This window comes from Ruegeria profundi (genome assembly GCF_020171505.1).
GTDB classification, from domain to species: Bacteria; Pseudomonadota; Alphaproteobacteria; order Rhodobacterales; family Rhodobacteraceae; genus Ruegeria; species Ruegeria profundi.
Window position 1 is genome coordinate 266378 of record NZ_JAIUZS010000004.1, and the last position, 15779, is coordinate 282156.

16 protein-coding genes and 1 pseudogene are annotated in these 15779 nt (G+C 58.3%); 14 read left to right on the top strand and 3 right to left on the bottom strand.

Annotated features, from left to right (window positions below; translation table 11 throughout):
- Positions 1 to 3: 3 nt before the first annotated feature.
- The gene (gatC, locus tag LCM21_RS11645; protein ID WP_068335936.1) at positions 4 to 291 is read right to left on the bottom strand and encodes an Asp-tRNA(Asn)/Glu-tRNA(Gln) amidotransferase subunit GatC; all 288 of its coding nucleotides are present in this window, start codon (positions 289 to 291) and stop codon (positions 4 to 6) included.
- A gap of 229 nt (positions 292 to 520) precedes the next feature.
- Between gatC and LCM21_RS11650 the strand changes: the two genes are divergently transcribed.
- Both LCM21_RS11650 and LCM21_RS11655 read left to right on the top strand, forming a co-directional pair.
- Positions 521 to 679: a hypothetical protein gene (locus LCM21_RS11650; RefSeq protein WP_224890757.1), complete on the top strand. Its 159-nt coding sequence runs from the start codon at positions 521 to 523 to the stop codon at positions 677 to 679.
- 139 nt (positions 680 to 818) lie between these two features.
- A pseudogene (locus tag LCM21_RS11655) lies at positions 819 to 1381 on the top strand (DUF4202 domain-containing protein).
- Here the strand turns inward: LCM21_RS11655 and LCM21_RS11660 are convergent.
- Positions 1372 to 2028, bottom strand: a complete 657-nt coding sequence (locus LCM21_RS11660; protein WP_224890758.1) for a ceramidase domain-containing protein — start codon at positions 2026 to 2028, stop codon at positions 1372 to 1374. The pseudogene LCM21_RS11655 and the gene LCM21_RS11660 sit on opposite strands and share 10 nt — an antisense overlap.
- A 59-nt stretch (positions 2029 to 2087) precedes the next feature.
- On the opposite strand from LCM21_RS11660, the gene LCM21_RS11665 reads away from it, so the two are divergent.
- The gene (locus tag LCM21_RS11665; protein ID WP_224890759.1) at positions 2088 to 2780 is read left to right on the top strand and encodes a metal-dependent hydrolase; all 693 of its coding nucleotides are present in this window, start codon (positions 2088 to 2090) and stop codon (positions 2778 to 2780) included.
- On the opposite strand, the gene LCM21_RS11670 is transcribed toward LCM21_RS11665, so the two are convergent.
- Entirely contained in the window at positions 2770 to 3231 is a 462-nt protein-coding gene (locus LCM21_RS11670; RefSeq protein WP_224890760.1) for a nucleoside deaminase, read from the bottom strand. The genes LCM21_RS11665 and LCM21_RS11670 overlap by 11 nt on opposite strands.
- Here LCM21_RS11670 and LCM21_RS11675 point away from each other — a divergent pair.
- From LCM21_RS11675 to LCM21_RS11725, 11 genes are all read left to right on the top strand, one after another.
- A complete protein-coding gene (locus LCM21_RS11675; protein WP_224890761.1) occupies positions 3230 to 4102 on the top strand; it encodes a pseudouridine synthase in 873 nt (290 codons plus the stop codon). The two genes, LCM21_RS11670 and LCM21_RS11675, sit on opposite strands and share 2 nt — an antisense overlap.
- A 174-nt stretch (positions 4103 to 4276) precedes the next feature.
- Positions 4277 to 5191, top strand: coding sequence for a 5-bromo-4-chloroindolyl phosphate hydrolysis family protein (locus LCM21_RS11680; protein WP_224890762.1), 915 nt, complete (start codon positions 4277 to 4279; stop codon positions 5189 to 5191).
- A gap of 31 nt (positions 5192 to 5222) precedes the next feature.
- Positions 5223 to 6413: a toxic anion resistance protein gene (locus LCM21_RS11685; RefSeq protein WP_068335955.1), complete on the top strand. Its 1191-nt coding sequence runs from the start codon at positions 5223 to 5225 to the stop codon at positions 6411 to 6413.
- Positions 6388 to 7383 carry a DUF2927 domain-containing protein gene (locus tag LCM21_RS11690; RefSeq protein WP_224890763.1) on the top strand — a complete coding sequence of 332 codons (996 nt, stop codon included), beginning with the start codon at positions 6388 to 6390 and terminating at the stop codon, positions 7381 to 7383. The genes LCM21_RS11685 and LCM21_RS11690 overlap by 26 nt, the downstream gene beginning before the upstream one ends.
- A 21-nt stretch (positions 7384 to 7404) precedes the next feature.
- Complete coding sequence (locus LCM21_RS11695; protein ID WP_224890764.1) at positions 7405 to 8553, top strand: SPFH domain-containing protein; 1149 nt, start codon at positions 7405 to 7407, stop codon at positions 8551 to 8553.
- 35 nt (positions 8554 to 8588) lie between these two features.
- A complete protein-coding gene (locus LCM21_RS11700; protein ID WP_224890765.1) occupies positions 8589 to 9674 on the top strand; it encodes a TFIIB-type zinc finger domain-containing protein in 1086 nt (361 codons plus the stop codon).
- A 103-nt stretch (positions 9675 to 9777) separates the two neighbouring features.
- Positions 9778 to 10446, top strand: coding sequence for a nitroreductase (locus tag LCM21_RS11705; RefSeq protein WP_224890766.1), 669 nt, complete (start codon positions 9778 to 9780; stop codon positions 10444 to 10446).
- 23 nt (positions 10447 to 10469) lie between these two features.
- Positions 10470 to 10907: a D-aminoacyl-tRNA deacylase gene (dtd, locus tag LCM21_RS11710; protein ID WP_224890767.1), complete on the top strand. Its 438-nt coding sequence runs from the start codon at positions 10470 to 10472 to the stop codon at positions 10905 to 10907.
- Positions 10907 to 12010: a glycerate kinase type-2 family protein gene (locus LCM21_RS11715; protein WP_224890768.1), complete on the top strand. Its 1104-nt coding sequence runs from the start codon at positions 10907 to 10909 to the stop codon at positions 12008 to 12010. Before dtd ends, LCM21_RS11715 begins: the two co-directional genes overlap by 1 nt.
- A 51-nt stretch (positions 12011 to 12061) precedes the next feature.
- A complete protein-coding gene (locus LCM21_RS11720) occupies positions 12062 to 14053 on the top strand; it encodes a CocE/NonD family hydrolase (protein WP_224890769.1) in 1992 nt (663 codons plus the stop codon).
- 125 nt (positions 14054 to 14178) lie between these two features.
- Positions 14179 to 15765, top strand: coding sequence for an ABC transporter substrate-binding protein (locus LCM21_RS11725; protein WP_068335976.1), 1587 nt, complete (start codon positions 14179 to 14181; stop codon positions 15763 to 15765).
- The last annotated feature ends 14 nt before the right edge of the window (positions 15766 to 15779 follow it).

Below are 15779 nucleotides of genomic sequence, written 5' to 3' on the forward strand. Positions count from 1 at the left end.
GTCTTACTCCACCACTTTGGGGACTGCGAAAAAGCCTTCGCGGGCGTCGGGGGCGTTCGCCAGAACCTTGTCCTGCTGGTTGCCATCCGTCACCACATCCTGCCGACGTTTCAGACGCATCGGCTCGACTGAAACCATCGGCTCGACGCCTTCGACATCCACTTCGTTCAGTTGCTCGATGAACCCAAGGATGGTGTTGAACTCGGACGCCAGCGCAGGCAGCGCATCATCCTCGACCTTGATCCGGGCCAGTTTGGCCACCTTGGCGGCAGTGCTTTGGTCAATCGACATCGGAAAACCTCATATGCGTTAGGGGGCGTTTACCCGTCTGGTGGCCCGGTCGCAAGAGCGCGCAAGGGTGGATGTGGTCCCCGTTGGGCTGGGAACCGGCGGTCACCCATTCAAAATTGAATAAGCTTTAAACACAAAAATAAACCGAACAGTTCAGTTTACTACTTGAAATACTAAACTGTACTGTTCATTTCATACCCATGGCACAGCCAAAACCCGGAGAAAGACAATGAAATCCTTCCTGACCGCAGCCCTTTTGACCGCAACCGTCCTTGGCACACCGGCCATGGCCTTTGGCGTCAGCACGCATAACTTGATCCCTAACCTTTCTTTCCCGACGCCCGACACACAAACGGTCACTCAAGACTCCGCCAAAACTGGCAAATAAGGGGACAACACGGCCGGGCCAGATTTCCCCACTGGCCCGGTCAGGATGCAATTGACTGCTGCATCCGACAGAACACGCCGCTACGATGTGAAAAACTAAGCCGGACTGCTTCAAGCCCGGCAAGCCAACGGAGCGGAATATGAGCGCACGCAAGCAAGCGGTTTTCGACGCAATAGATGCGGTCAATAAGCAAGACCCTAATCTCGAAGACGGCCAGCCCGCCGAACTGCTTTATGGTCAGCGAATGAGCGCGGAACTGGACAGGGTTTTCCCCGACGCCTCAGAAATTTTGCAGATCGCCGCGCGCGGGCAGCACGTGGAGCGCTGGAAACTGGCGCGCAGCGAATATCCCGACGGTCGCGCGGGATACCTGGCCTGGCGCAAGGCGCAGGGTGTCCACCATGCCAAAGTCATTGCAGAGATGATGAGTCAGGCCGGCTACAGCCGGAAGAGGCCGACTCTGCCGCACGTATGCTGCGAAAGCAGGGCATCAAACGCGATGATGATGTTCAGGCGCTGGAAGACGTCATCTGTTTTGTTTTCCTCAAGTGGTATTTCGCACCCTTCGCAAAAAAGCACTCCGCCGAGAAAATCCAGCGAATTGTTGAGAAAACTGCACGCAAGATGTCGGCAGACGGTCGGGCGCGGGTTTTGGCTGAGTTCGATCTGCCAAACCAGCTTGCCGCGGCGTTTCAGGACTGAGGCGCGCGGGCCATGTGCCTGCGATAAACCTCGATCATCCAACCCAGCATAGTGGCATTCAGGATGTGCCACATGAAATGTGTCCCCAGTGGCACCTGTGCGCAGATCGGTTCGTCCAAAGCGCGAAAGGTGATCGATGCGATCAGGATCGAAGCACCGATGGCCAAACCTCTGGCGGTATCTGGCACGCGATTCCGCAGCAGAAAGGCGTAGATCAGGATCAGCAAGGGCACCGGCGCATAGGCCGCTGATCCGCCAAGCCCCGGAACGTATTGAAACAACGGGACGGTTGCTGCGGCATAGGGAATGAACAGGCTGGTCACGATCCCAGCTGTCACCGGTTTCATATGCCCAACGTCGCGGTTGATCGCGAATATATAGACCAGAATGTACAACAGAATCGGCACGACATCCGCCATCGCGGCCCAGACCTGAGCATGCGTGTGGAACAAATAGCTGCCGACTCCTATAGCAGCCAGTATCACGACCAACACCATCGCCAGCGGCATTCCCTGCCCCCGCACCCGCCGCCACATGACAAAAGCTGCGATCAGAAAAGCTGCGTTTGTCACGGCGTTGATCGGTTCAGCCCAATAGTCAGGCGATAGCCGTTCACAATACCCGTCAATTTCCTGAAACCAATCCATGAACTTTTACATAGCTGATGCTAAGTTGATGCCAACAGTTTGTTTTGGGAGGACGATTCATGAATATAACCTGGTTGGGGCATGGCAGTTTCCGCATTGAAACCGGGGGGCAGGTTTTGCTGATCGACCCCTGGTTGACAGGAAATCCGGTGCTGTCAGAAGATCATCACGACACCGCCGTGAATGGCGCAACCCACATCCTGCTGACCCACACCCATTTCGACCATGTGGTCGACGTTCTTCCGCTGGCCAAGCACCTGAAGGTGCCGGTTGTCGGCCAATACGATCTTATGGGCTATTGGAGCGAGGCCGAGGAACTGGAAACCATCGGTTTCAACAAGGGTGGCACGGTGAACCTGAACGGTGTGATGGTGTCGATGGTTCCGGCCTCTCACAGCTCAACCTTTTCCACACCCGACGGCCTGCGGACCGGAGGCAGCGAGGTCGGCTTCATGATCACCTCGGAAGGGCATACGCTGTATGTGTCTGGTGACACCGATATCATGGCCGATATGGATTGGATGGGTGATTATTACAAACCCGACATCGGCATCCTGTCAGCGGGCGGGCATTTCACCATGGACATGAAAGGCACGGCCTATGCAGCCAAACGGTACTTTGACTTCAAGACGGTGATCCCCTGCCACTACAAGACCTTCCCGATTCTGGAGCAGTCTGCACAGGCGTTGATTGATGGTCTGCCGGGGGTGGATGTGATTGAGCCGGAAGTGATGAAACCTATCACTCTCTAGGATCGCGCCGCTCTACGAAGAAGGCTTTCAGAAGTTCGGCGGACTCTTGGCTGGCGATGCCGTCGTAAACTTCGGGAATATGGTGCGCTTGTCTATGAGTAAAGACCCGCGCGCCATGCGCCACCCCGCCTGATTTCGGATCGGCTGCGCCGTAATATATGCGCCGGATACGCGCCGCGGCCAAAGCCGCTGCACACATCGCGCAGGGTTCCAGCGTGACATAGAGATCATGACCGGGCAGCCGTTCGGACCCGGCGTCGGCGCAGGCCGCGCGCAGGGCCAGTATCTCGGCATGGGCTGTGGGATCACTCAACTCACGCGTCCGGTTCCCGGCTGCCGCCACAACGCGGCCATCTGGTGCAACAATAACGGCCCCTACCGGAACCTCGCCGCGATCTGCGGCAGCGCGCGCCTCGGCCAGCGCCTTGTCCATATGCGATTTGAACACCATGCCCCTGACTGCATCAGAAACCTGCCTTTCGCAAGCGGGCGGGATGCGCTATGGGCTGCGGATGACCAAAACCCCTCCTCCCGGCGACCGGATCGCCAAAGTCCTTGCCCGCGCGGGCATTGCCTCGCGCCGTGAAGCCGAACGCATGATCGAAGCCGGTCGTGTGAGTGTGAATGGCAAGACCATCGCCAGCCCTGCCCTGAATGTCACCGGTAAAGACAAGATCACCGTGGACGGCAAACCAGTGTCCGAGCCCGAACCCTCACGCCTGTGGCTGTATCACAAGCCGCCCGGTCTGGTGACGACAACGCGCGACGAAAAAGGCCGCGCAACTATCTTTGATAACCTGCCCGAAGACATGCCCCGCGTCATGAGCGTTGGGCGGTTGGACCTGAACTCGGAAGGGTTGTTGTTGCTGACCAATGACGGCGGCATCAAGCGAAAGCTGGAATTGCCCTCGACTGGCTGGCTGCGCAAATACCGCGTGCGGGTAAACGGACGCCCCAAGGACGAAGATTTCGCGCCTTTGCGAAAGGGTTTGGTGATCGAGGGCGAGCGGTTTCTACCTATGGAGGTCTCGCTTGACCGACAGCAAGGGGCAAACGCGTGGCTGACTATCGGTCTGCGCGAGGGTAAAAACCGCGAGATTCGCCGCGCGATCGAAGATATCGGCTTTGCCGTGAACCGCTTGCTGCGCGTGTCCTATGGCCCGTTCCAACTGGGCAGCCTGAAACCCGGAGAGGTCGAAGAAATTCGCCGCCGCGTGATGCGGGATCAGTTGGGGCTGGATGCGGAACCCGGTGAGAAACCCAAACACCCGCCCCGACCGCAACGAAAACGGGCACCGGTGGGCAAGAAATCACGCAAGTGACGCCGGTTTCGCAACCTTCCCCCTAGCGCCAAGCCCGCGCATCCTCTAAATTTTCTGCAAGCTGCTGTTCAGGGGGGCGCCATGTCAGGGACCGGAGTGCAAAAACTGGCCTACGCGGCCCTTTTGGTGCTGCTGTTCGGTGTGTGCACCGGCGTGCTGGGGGGCCTGTAGCACATGGCAAAACGGTATGGCGGAAAATTCAGCCCCGAAGGCGGCGGGTCCGATGGTGATCAGTCGCAGCGCGGGCAGTTTCAAGGTGCGCGGGTTGAACCCGCAGGCGCCCGCGCAAACATTCTGTTTGTTCCAGCTATTCCCCTGGTCTTTCTGTCGCTGAACGACGGCGCAATCGGCATGACCATCGGGCTGATCGCAGCGGGTCTGCTGACCGCCGCGGCGTTCTTGTTGCGCGAAGGATTGCGCGCCGAAGCAGAATACAACGCGCGCCGCACCGCGCGTCGCCCGGCGTTTCCCCGCAAGATTTTCGCAAGCGTTTTTACCGGGCTCGGGGCCGCGCTTGCCGCGTACCGGACCGAGTATCTGGATGCCGAGACTACCGCGCAGGCCAGTCTGCTGGCCCCGATCCTGTTCGGATTGGTCGCTACGGCATTGCATTCTGTGTCTTTCGGCCTGGACCCGATGAAAGACAAGGGCATGGAAGGGATTGATACCTTTCAGCAGGACCGCGTTGTCCGCGTGCTTAAAGACGCTGAAACGCACCTTTCCGCGATGACGGACGCGGTCAAACGGGCGGGCGACCGGCGGGTTGAGGCGCGGGTGGAACGATTTCAGAACACCGCCCGCGATCTTTTCCGCACAGTCGAAGAAGACCCGCGCGATCTGGCCGGTGCGCGCAAATACCTGACTGTCTACCTGCAAGGCGCGCGGGACGCGACGGTGAAGTTTGCCGACGTCTATGCCCGGACCCGTGATCCCCAGGCCTTGGCTGATTACACGTCCCTTCTGGACGATCTTGAACAAAATTTCGCGGCCCGCACCCGAAAAATGCTATTGGATGACCGCAGCGATCTGACGGTTGAAATTGACGTGCTGCGCGAACGGCTGCAGCGCGAAGGTGTTCGGCTGGATTAGCCGTACCGTTTTTTGAGAGAGGATTTTCCCCATGTCCGATGAGATCAAGAATAAGGCTGTCGAAGCAGAAACGCTGGTGCAGGAGGTGACGGCCGTGGCCCTGCCGGAACCCAAGGCAGAGCTTATCTCGCTTGAAGAGGCTGACGAGCCCGTCAGCGCCGAAATCCGCAAGCGCATGGATGAGATCGACATGGGCAACACCAATTCGATCGTTTCTTTCGGATCGTCCGCTCAGGCTGAATTGCAGGAAATCAGCCAGGCGATGTTGGCGGATGTTCGCAACAAGGATGTTGGTCCCGCCGGGGACAGCCTGCGCAGCATCGTAACCACTATCCGGGGGTTTTCGGTCAGTGAACTGGACGTGCGCCGCGAACGTAGCTGGTGGGAGAAATTGCTAGGCAGAGCCGCCCCGTTCGCCAAGTTTACCGCCCAATACGAAGAGGTTCAGGGCCAGATCGACAGGATAACCGACAACCTGCTCAGCCATGAACACACGCTGCTGAAGGACATCAAGTCTCTGGACCTGTTGTATGAAAAAACGCTTGGGTTCTATGACGAACTTGCACTCTATATCGCAGCAGGCGAAGAAAAGCTGACCGAGCTGGACAGCCATGACATCCCGGAAAAAGAGGCCGAGGTTCAGGCCGCGCCCGAAGACGAACAGGTAATGAAAGCGCAGGAGTTACGCGATATGCGCGCCGCACGCGACGATCTGGAACGCCGTGTGCATGACCTGAAGTTGACGCGTCAGGTAACGATGCAATCCCTGCCCTCAATCCGCCTTGTGCAGGAAAATGACAAGTCTCTGGTGACCAAGATCAACTCCACCCTGGTTAATACGGTGCCGCTTTGGGAAACCCAGTTGGCGCAGGCTGTCACGATCCAACGCAGTGCCGAGGCCGCCACGGCCGTGCGTGACGCCAATGATCTGACAAACGAACTGCTGACCTCGAACGCGGCCAATCTGCGCCAATCCAACAAGATGATCCGCGAGGAAATGGAACGCGGTGTGTTCGACATCGAAGCGGTCAAGAAAGCCAATGCCGATCTTATCGGTACCATCAATGAAAGCCTCGCCATTGCGGATGAAGGCAAGGCCAAGCGCGCCGCAGCCGAGCAGGAATTGCAGAAGATGGAGGCCGAACTGCGCGACACTCTTGCAGCCGCAAAAGCACGACAAGACGGGATCGGCGAAAATGCCGGCACGGCAATTCCAAGCTAACGGCGGGCGACGGGTGCGGGTATCGGGATATCACAAGCCATTTCTGGGCTTGGCGTTGCTGTTGGCCCTGGCCAATTGTGATGAGACTCTGACGTCTTCCGTGGCTCCGCAACCACGCCCGGTTGCTCTTGCGCCTGAACCGATTGCCTATGTCCCCCCCTCTGCGGCCAGTCAGGATCTGGCCCGATTTTATCAACGGGTCGAGCGTGATCTGCTGACTCGCGGCCTTTTGCGCATAGATGGTGGTGGCCCGGACGCGCCTTATGATGCCGACGATCTGGCGCGCAACTTTGAGGTTATTGCTTTCTACAGCGAATATCCCGACCATGCGGTGACCGTGTCATCCCGGCAAACAGACGGGCAACTTAGCCGCTGGACCGGTCCGGTGCGCATTCAGGCCGAGTTCGCCCCGTCCGTTGCACCCGCCGCGCGCGAACAGGATGCCGCACAGATCGAAGCCTATGCCGCAAGGTTGGCCAGGCTAACGGATCATCCGATTTCGGTCGCGAACCGCAAGGCGAATTTCCACGTGTTTTTCGCAGGCAAAGATGACAGCGCGTTCGTGGTAACGCGCCTCAAACAGCTGATCCCGAATATCAGCCAAGCCTTGCTGGACCTTGTCGCCAATCCGCGCGCGAATATTGACTGTTTCGTCTTTGCCTCGGCCACCAGCACCGCACCGCATCGCTATGTTCGGGCGGTGACGCTGATCCGGACCGAGTTGCCCGACCTGCTGCGACAAAGCTGCATTCACGAAGAGATCGCGCAGGGTTTGGGGCTATCGAATGACAGCCCTGCCGCGCGCCCCTCGATTTTCAACGATGATGATGAGTTTGCGCTGCTGACCAGCCATGATGAGAAACTGCTGACAATGCTCTATGACCCGCGTCTTCAGCCGGGCGTGACGGTTGAGGCCGCCCGCCCCGTGGTTCGTATCATTGCGCGAGAATTGATGGGCCAACAGCTCTGAGCCCAAGCAAAGGAGATTCAGATGGGTATTTTCGATTTTCTGAGTGGAGAATTTATCGACGTCATTCACTGGGTCGATGACACCCGTGACACCATGGTCTGGCGGTTCCAGCGGGAAGGCCATGAAATCAAATACGGCGCCAAACTGACCGTGCGCGAAGGTCAGGCCGCGGTGTTCGTGCATGAGGGGCAACTGGCGGATGTATTCACGCCGGGCCTTTACATGCTTGAAACCAACAACATGCCGATCATGACAACGTTGCAGCATTGGGATCACGGCTTTCGGTCTCCGTTCAAGTCCGAGATCTATTTCGTCAACACGACCCGGTTCAATGACCTGAAATGGGGCACCAAGAATCCGATCATGTTGCGCGATCCCGAATTCGGCCCAACGCGTATTCGGGCCTTTGGCACCTACACGATCCGGGTCAAGGATCCAGCCCGGTTTATGGTCGAGATCGTCGGCACCGATGGTGAATTCACGATGGATGAGATCAGTTTTCAGATCCGCAATATCATCGTGCAGGAATTCAGCCGCGTGATCGCTGGGTCGGGTATTCCGGTTCTGGACATGGCCGCCAACACAGCCGATCTGGGCAAGCTGATCGCGGCTCAGGTTTCGCCGGTTCTGGACGGCTACGGCCTTGAAATGCCTGAGTTCTACATCGAAAATATCTCACTGCCGCCTGCGGTTGAGGCGGCGCTGGACAAGCGGACCTCGATGGGGTTGGCGGGTGACTTGGGCAAGTTCACTCAGTATTCCGCCGCTGAGGCAATGACAGCCGCCGCCAACAACCCGGGCCAGGGCGGAGGCATGGGCGCCGGTCTTGGCATGGGCATGGGGATGGCGATGGCCAACCAGATGTCAAACATGGCAGCGGGTCAACCAAGCGGACCATGGGGCGGTTCCGCGCCCGCTGCCCCGCAACCGGCAGCGCATGCGGCACCGCCGCCTCCTCCGCCAGTTGAGCATGTCTGGCACATCGCGGTGGATGGTCAGACCAGTGGCCCCTTCTCGAAGGCCAAGATGGGGCGGATGGCCACGGATGGGGAAATCACACGCGACACCCATGTCTGGACTGCTGGTCAGGACGGCTGGAAAAAGGCCGGAGATATTCAGGAGCTGGCGCAGTTGTTCACGATCCTGCCGCCACCTCCACCCGGAGCCTGATCTTTCAGACGTCAGCGCAAGAACAGGGCTGCCCGATGACCGAAGAGCACAGATTCCCTTGCGAGCAATGTGGCGCTGATTACCGGTTCAACCCCGGTGACGGCAGTCTGACTTGTGACCACTGCGGACATACCGAGGCAATCGGTGCCGGCCCCTGGGGTGGTGCCAGCCTGAAAGAGCTGGATTTCGATGCGGCCATTGCGGATCGGTTGCCGGACAGTGAGATCGAGGAAACCCGTGTTCTGTCCTGCCCCAATTGCGCGGCGCAGGTCGAGTTTGACCCTGCCACCCACGCGGCTGAATGCCCGTTCTGTGCAACACCTGTGGTCACAGACACCGGGGTCAATCGACACATAAAACCAAAGGGCGTATTGCCGTTCGCCTTGGATGAGCGTGCGGCACACAAGGCAATGGGGGATTGGCTGGGGCGTCTTTGGTTTGCACCCAACGGGTTGAAGGACTACGCCCGCAAAGGCCGAAAGATGCAAGGTATCTACGTCCCCTATTGGACGTTTGATGCAGACACGCGGTCCAGCTATCGTGGTGAGCGTGGCACCGTGTACTACGAGACACGCACCGTTATGCGTGACGGCAAACGCGTACAGCAACAGGTGCCCAAAGTCCGCTGGTCGCCGAAATCCGGGCGGGTAAAGCGTTTTTTTGACGATGTTCTGGTTCTGGCGTCCCAATCTTTGCCAAAAACCTATACCGATGCGCTGGAACCCTGGGATTTGCCCGCGCTGGAGCCTTATCAGCCAGAATACCTGGCCGGGTTCCGAGCCGAGGCCTACACTATTGAATTGCCGGACGGATATACCGAGGCGCGCGGATACATGGCGCGGGTGATCGAACGGGACGTTCGCTTTGACATAGGTGGAGACCGTCAGCGCATACACGCGATTGACACGGATGTGCGCAACGTGACCTTCAAGCACATCCTGTTGCCCGTCTGGATGGCCGCCTACAAGTTTCGCGGTCAGACATATCGGTTTGTCGTAAACGGGCGCACTGGCCGCGTTCAGGGGGAACGGCCCTGGTCGGCGATCAAGATCACTATCGCTGTTGTACTGGGGCTGCTTGTTGCCGCTGGCATTGGCTATCTTGTGGCAACGGGCCAATAAGGCTGGTGCGACCCGTCGCATCTGAAACAAGCGATCTTGGCGCTTGAACTTCTCGTGACCCGGGGCCATTCTGCGCCGCGTCAACGCTGAGGGAGAAGCCAGAGTGACGTTATCTGATCTGAACCGATTGCTGGCTGAGCGCCACTCTTGCAGGGCGTTTCTCTCTGACCCGGTTCCAAAAGATCAGATAGAACAAATTCTCAACAGCGCGACACGTGTCCCCAGTTGGTGCAACGCGCAACCTTGGCACGTCATCGTCACCAGCGGGGAAGAGACCGATCGGTTCCGGACAGCCATGCTTGCCGAGGCGGCGGATGGCACGCCCTCTCCTGACCTGCCCTTTCCAACTTCTTATAGTGGTATGTACCAGGACCGCCGCCGAGCCTGCGGTTGGGCTTTGTACGAGGCGGTGGGCGTTGAGCGTGGTGATCGTGCAGCCTCGGCCCAGCAGATGATGGAGAACTTTTCGCTGTTTGGGGCGCCTCATTGCGCGATCCTCACCAGCCCGGCAGAGCTTGGGGGCTATGGTGCGCTCGATTGTGGCGGTTTCATCACCGTTTTCTGCCTGGCCGCGCAAGCGCTTGGAGTGGCCACGATCCCGCAGGCAGCACTGGCAACCTACAGTCCCTTCTTGCGGCGGTATTTCGATATTCCGGAAGATCGAATGATTTTGTGCGCAATATCCTTTGGCTATGCGGATACAGACCACCCCGCCAACAGTTTTCGTACTGACCGCGCTGATCTGACCGAAGTCGTCGATTGGGTCGGATAGAATAAACGAAGCGGAGAACGCCCTTGCGCGCAGTCTTACAAAGAGTTTCCAAGGCCAGTGTATCGGTGGACGGCCAGGTAATCGGCCAGGTCGGGCCGGGTCTGATGATCCTTGTCTGTGCGATGCAGGATGATGATGCGGCCAAGGCAGAGCAGCTTGCCGCCAAGGTATCCAAGTTGCGGATCTTCAAGGATGACGCCGGAAAAATGAACCGGTCGGTGGTTGATGTCAAAGGTTCGGCTTTGGTGATCAGCCAGTTCACACTGGCCGCCGATACGTCACGCGGCAACAGGCCCGGCTTTTCCGGGGCTGCGCCGCCGGATATCGGCAAACACCTTTACGAAGTGTTTGCACAGCGGCTGCAGGCCCACGGTGTTCCTGTCGAAACAGGGGAATTCGGCGCGGATATGGCGGTTGAACTGGTCAATGATGGGCCGGTCACCATTTGGATAGAAAGTTAATGAACAAAAGAGAACAGGCAATTCGTATCTGGCAGGCTGGTGTTGACGCTGTTGGTGGCCACGCCGCAACCAGCAAGGTTTTGCAGGGCATCCCTGAACCTGATCAGATACTGGCAGTTGGCAAACCCGCAGCCGCCATGGCACGCGCGGCGCTGGAACATTTTGGAGAGCGCCCGACATTGGTTGTCACCAAGGACGACCATGGGCGTGACTTGCCAGACCATGTCACCGTTATCGAGGCCGCGCACCCCGTCCCAGACTCCCGCAGCCTTCAGGGCGGTCGGGCCTTGCGTGAGGCGGTCGAGGCCATGGGTCCGAACTCGTATCTGCTGTTGCTGGTGTCAGGCGGTGCTTCGTCCTTGGCCGAGGATCTGCTGCCGGGAAAAACTCTGACCGATCTAGAGCAGTTGAATAAAAAGCTGCTGGCCGAAGGGTTGGACATCACTGCGATGAATGCAGAACGCCGCAAGTTGTCACGGATCAAGGGCGGTGGGCTGCTGTCGCATTTCAAGGGGGAGCTGGCGACCGTTCTGGCGATTTCCGATGTGCCGGGTGATGATCTGAATGTTGTGGGTTCAGGAATTGGCGCGCTACCGGATGAGTTTGGCTTTCAGGCCACCACGCAGATTGTGGCGTCGAACGCGCATGCTCGCGCGGCTGCGGTTGAAATGGCGCAAAGCGAAGGCCTTGCGGTGCACGCCAATGAAGAATGCCTGCATGATGACGTCCTACGCGTCGCTGAAACGCTTGGAAAACGCCTTCGCGACATGCCAAACGGTGTCATGGTGTTTGGCGGAGAGCCGACTGTCGTCCTGCCAGAAAATCCGGGACAAGGTGGGCGCAACCAAGCCCTTGCGCTTGCCTTGGCGCGTGAGATTTCTGGCTGTGAAGGCATAACTGTGGTTGTCGGCGGTACAGATGGCACAGACGGCCCAACCCGGGCCGCGGGCGCGGTGGTTGATGGCACCACTTGGGGCGAAGGCGCGGAAGAGGCTTTGCAGCAGGCCGACAGCGGCACCTTTCTGGACAATGCCGGTGCATTGCTGGTGACCGGGCCAACGGGAACGAATGTGATGGACCTGCTTGTCGCAATCCGTGACTGATCTGACGATTTTGATACCGCTCAGATCGGAAACCCTCGGGAGAGTACAGCAATGGTGGCACCTGTAAACACGCTACGGAATATCGAAGACCTTCCCGATGTCGGCATTGAAATGCCCGATGGCTGCCGCTTGTCCGCACGAGTCTGGCGTCCGACGGATGCGGTGGAAAACCCGGTGCCGGCTATTTTGGAGTTTCTACCCTACCGTAAACGCGACGGAACCACGGCTCGGGACGCGCTGACGCATCCGTGGTTCGCTGAACGCGGTTATGCCTGCATCCGTGTGGATATGCGCGGCAATGGCGACAGCGAAGGGTTGATGGAGGATGAATACACCCAGCAAGAGCTGGACGATGCCGTTGCAACCATTCAATGGCTGGCCGCACAGCCTTGGTGCACCGGGCATGTCGGCATGATGGGCATAAGCTGGGGCGGTTTCAACGCCTTGCAGGTTGCGGCGATGCGGCCCCAACCGCTGAAGGCAATCATAACCTTGTGCTCGACCGCCGATCGTTATGCGGACGACATCCACTATAAGGGCGGTTGTCTGCTGAACGAAAACCTGGGCTGGGGCGCGACCATGTGGTCGTACTCATCCCGCCCGCCGGACCCGGACCTGCGCCCGAACTGGCGCGCGCTGTGGTTGGACCGCCTTGAACATGAGCCATTTCTGCCATCTGTCTGGCTGCGCCATCAAAGACGGGACGCGTATTGGAAACATGGTTCTGTTTGCGAGGACTTTGGCGCGATCCAGGCAGCGACCCTTGCTGTGGGCGGCTGGAGCGATGCGTACAAGAATACCGTGCCGCTGCTGGTCGAAAAACTGGATGCTCCGGTCAAGGGCATCGTCGGCCCCTGGGTGCATAAATACCCTCATTTCGCGGTTCCGGAACCTCGGATCGGGTTCCTGCAAGAGGCTCTGCGCTGGTGGGATCACTGGCTGAAAGGTCTCGACACTGGTGTTGAGAATGACCCCGACTATCGCGCCTATCTGATGGACGGGGTGAGACCGCAGCGTTGGTACAGCGAACGGGCGGGGCGCTGGATTACCGAACAGAACGGCGCCACCGCTCACCTGCCGGGCCTGACGTTGCAATTGTCGGATATTGGTCTGGGTCAGGACGGCCCGCTGGATACAAAAATAAGCTCGCCGCAAACCTGCGGGATAGAAAGCGGTGAATATTGCGCCATTTGGCTAGGCCCGGACATGCCGGGAGATCAACGTACCGACGACGCACTATCGGCGTGTTTCGATGGCGACCCACTGACCGAGGATCTGGATATCGTCGGCGCGCCGCGTGTTCGCCTGCGCCTCAGTTCGGATCGGCCGCAAGCGCAAATTGCCTTACGTCTGAACCACTTGCATCCGGATGGCGCTTCGACCCGCATCACATATGGTGTACTGAACCTGACCCATCGGGACAGCCATGCTGAACCTGAACCTCTGACGCCGGGCAAGGTCTATGATGTCTCGTTGGAGCTGGACCATATCGCCTATCGCGTGCCCAAAGGTCATAGGTTGCGGATTGCGATCTCAACCGCTTATTGGCCGCTCATCTGGCCTTCGCCTGAAAAGACCGAACTTCACCTGACCGGGGGGGACGTGACCGTTCCACAGCGTCCTGCGGGCGATGACTCATATGTCTTCGCACCTCCGTCATCTGCTGCGCCGCTGGAACAGACAATCTTGCGCGCCTCGCAAAATTCAAGGCGGGTTGAGGTGGATATGAACTCAGGCCGAACCCATCTGATCATTGAAGACGATTTTGGTCTGGTTCAAAACGAAGACCACGGTTTGATTCACGGCGGCACAGCGCATGAGCGTTGGGAAATACACCCCGACGATCCCCTTTCAGCGCGCGGCATTTGCAGCTGGACGCAAGAGATCCGCCGAAACGACATCCATCTGCGCACCGAGACGTCCTGCGAAATGTGGGCCGACAAGACAACCTTTTACCTTAAAGCAATGATGAAAGCCTATGACGGCGAAAACCTGGTCTCAACAAAGGAACAGGAGGAATCGATACCGCGTGATCTGATATGATTTTCGGGCCAATCCGGGCCAGAGATTTCTCCTTGCCCGCCCGACCGAAATACGCCTACTTTGACTCATGCGTCAAAAAAAAGCCCATCAAGGGCTCATAATCCATTCAACCGGGAGATCTTTGAATGAACGAACAAATCACTCACATGGCCGAACAGGTTACAGCCGGTAAGCTGACCCGCCGCGAATTCATGGGTAAAGCGACGGCTCTGGGTGTCTCGGCGGCGATGGCCAGCACGATGTTCGCAAACGCCGCGCGCGCGGCTGGCCCAAAGAAGGGCGGCGACTTAAAGTTTGGTCTGCAAGGCGGTGAGTCCACCAACTCACTGGATCCGGCAACCTATGCCAGCTCGGTTCCGTTTCAGAACGGCAAGCAGTTTGGCGACCAATTGGTCGAGGTTGCGCCCGATGGTTCAATCGAACCCCGTCTGGCGGAAAGCGTGGAAGGCAGCGCTGATGCCAAGGTCTGGACCTTCAAGCTGCGTCAGGGTGTTGAGTTCCACAACGGCAAAACCATGACCAGCGAAGACGTGCTGAAGACTATGGAGCGTCACTCGAACGAAGACTCCAAGTCTGGTGCTCTGGGCATCATGCAGGGCATCGAGTCGATGAAGGCCGACGGCGACAACTTCCAGGTTACGCTGACTGAGCCGAACGCCGATCTGCCCTATCTGATGGCAGACTATCACCTGATCATTCAGCCAAACGGCGGCATGGACGACCCGGGGGCTGGTATCGGTACAGGACCATATAAGGTCGAAGTGGACGAGCCCGGCGTGCGTCACCTGTATACAAAGTTCGAAAACCACTGGAACCCGGATTTCGGGAATTTCGACAGTGTTGAGGTTGTCGTGATCAACGACGCAACGGCCCGGACGGCAGCGTTGCAGTCAGGTCAGGTGCACGCAATCAACCGTGTGGAGCCAAAAGTCGCTGATCTGCTGGGTCGTGCGCCCAACTTGACGGTGCACTCGACGGCGGGTCGCGGTCACTATGTGTTCATCATGCATTGCGACACGGCGCCGTTTGATCAAAACGAACTGCGTATGGCGTTGAAATTCGCAATCAACCGTCAAGATTTGGTTGATAAGATTCTGCGTGGGTACGGAACTGTGGGCAACGACATGCCTGTAAACGCGGCCTATCCGCTGTTTGACGGATCTATCCCGCAACGCGAGTTCAACCTTGAGAAGGCAGCCGAGCACTACAAGAAATCCGGCCATGACGGATCGCCGATCATCCTTCGTGTTGCAGATGGTGCCTTCCCAGGTGCCGTGGATGCCGCAGCCCTGTTCCAGCAAACCGCTGCTCAGGCGGGTATCCCGCTTGAGATCAAGCGCGAGCCTAACGATGGCTACTGGTCCGAGGTCTGGAACGTTCAACCCTTCTGTGCATCTTACTGGGGCGGTCGTCCGGTGCAGGATCAGATGTACTCGACCGCGTATCTGTCGACGGCCGACTGGAATGACACCCGCTTCAAGGTTCCGGAATTCGATGAGATGCTGTTTGCAGCACGCGCCGAGTTGGACAACGACAAGCGCAAGGACATCTACAGCAAAATGGGCATGATGGTGCGTGATCAAGGCGGCCTGATTTGCCCGATGTTCAACGACTTCATCGAAGGGGTCAGCAATCAGTTGCAAGGCTGGGAAAGCGACCCAACCCAAGAGATGATGAATGGCAACATGTCCCGCAAAATGTGGTTTGCCTGATACGGAAGACGGAT

What these genes read in the sequence shown, in the direction of transcription:
- gatC (WP_068335936.1), bottom strand. Translation starts at nt 291, where the DNA reads ATGTCGATTGACCAAAGCACTGCCGCCAAGGTGGCCAAACTGGCCCGG.
- LCM21_RS11650 (WP_224890757.1), top strand. Translation starts at nt 521, where the DNA reads ATGAAATCCTTCCTGACCGCAGCCCTTTTGACCGCAACCGTCCTTGGC.
- LCM21_RS11660 (WP_224890758.1), bottom strand. Translation starts at nt 2,028, where the DNA reads ATGGATTGGTTTCAGGAAATTGACGGGTATTGTGAACGGCTATCGCCT.
- LCM21_RS11665 (WP_224890759.1), top strand. Translation starts at nt 2,088, where the DNA reads ATGAATATAACCTGGTTGGGGCATGGCAGTTTCCGCATTGAAACCGGG.
- LCM21_RS11675 (WP_224890761.1), top strand. Translation starts at nt 3,230, where the DNA reads ATGCCCCTGACTGCATCAGAAACCTGCCTTTCGCAAGCGGGCGGGATG.
- LCM21_RS11670 (WP_224890760.1), bottom strand. Translation starts at nt 3,231, where the DNA reads ATGGTGTTCAAATCGCATATGGACAAGGCGCTGGCCGAGGCGCGCGCT.
- LCM21_RS11680 (WP_224890762.1), top strand. Translation starts at nt 4,277, where the DNA reads ATGGCAAAACGGTATGGCGGAAAATTCAGCCCCGAAGGCGGCGGGTCC.
- LCM21_RS11685 (WP_068335955.1), top strand. Translation starts at nt 5,223, where the DNA reads ATGTCCGATGAGATCAAGAATAAGGCTGTCGAAGCAGAAACGCTGGTG.
- LCM21_RS11690 (WP_224890763.1), top strand. Translation starts at nt 6,388, where the DNA reads ATGCCGGCACGGCAATTCCAAGCTAACGGCGGGCGACGGGTGCGGGTA.
- LCM21_RS11695 (WP_224890764.1), top strand. Translation starts at nt 7,405, where the DNA reads ATGGGTATTTTCGATTTTCTGAGTGGAGAATTTATCGACGTCATTCAC.
- LCM21_RS11700 (WP_224890765.1), top strand. Translation starts at nt 8,589, where the DNA reads ATGACCGAAGAGCACAGATTCCCTTGCGAGCAATGTGGCGCTGATTAC.
- LCM21_RS11715 (WP_224890768.1), top strand. Translation starts at nt 10,907, where the DNA reads ATGAACAAAAGAGAACAGGCAATTCGTATCTGGCAGGCTGGTGTTGAC.
- LCM21_RS11720 (WP_224890769.1), top strand. Translation starts at nt 12,062, where the DNA reads ATGGTGGCACCTGTAAACACGCTACGGAATATCGAAGACCTTCCCGAT.
- LCM21_RS11725 (WP_068335976.1), top strand. Translation starts at nt 14,179, where the DNA reads ATGAACGAACAAATCACTCACATGGCCGAACAGGTTACAGCCGGTAAG.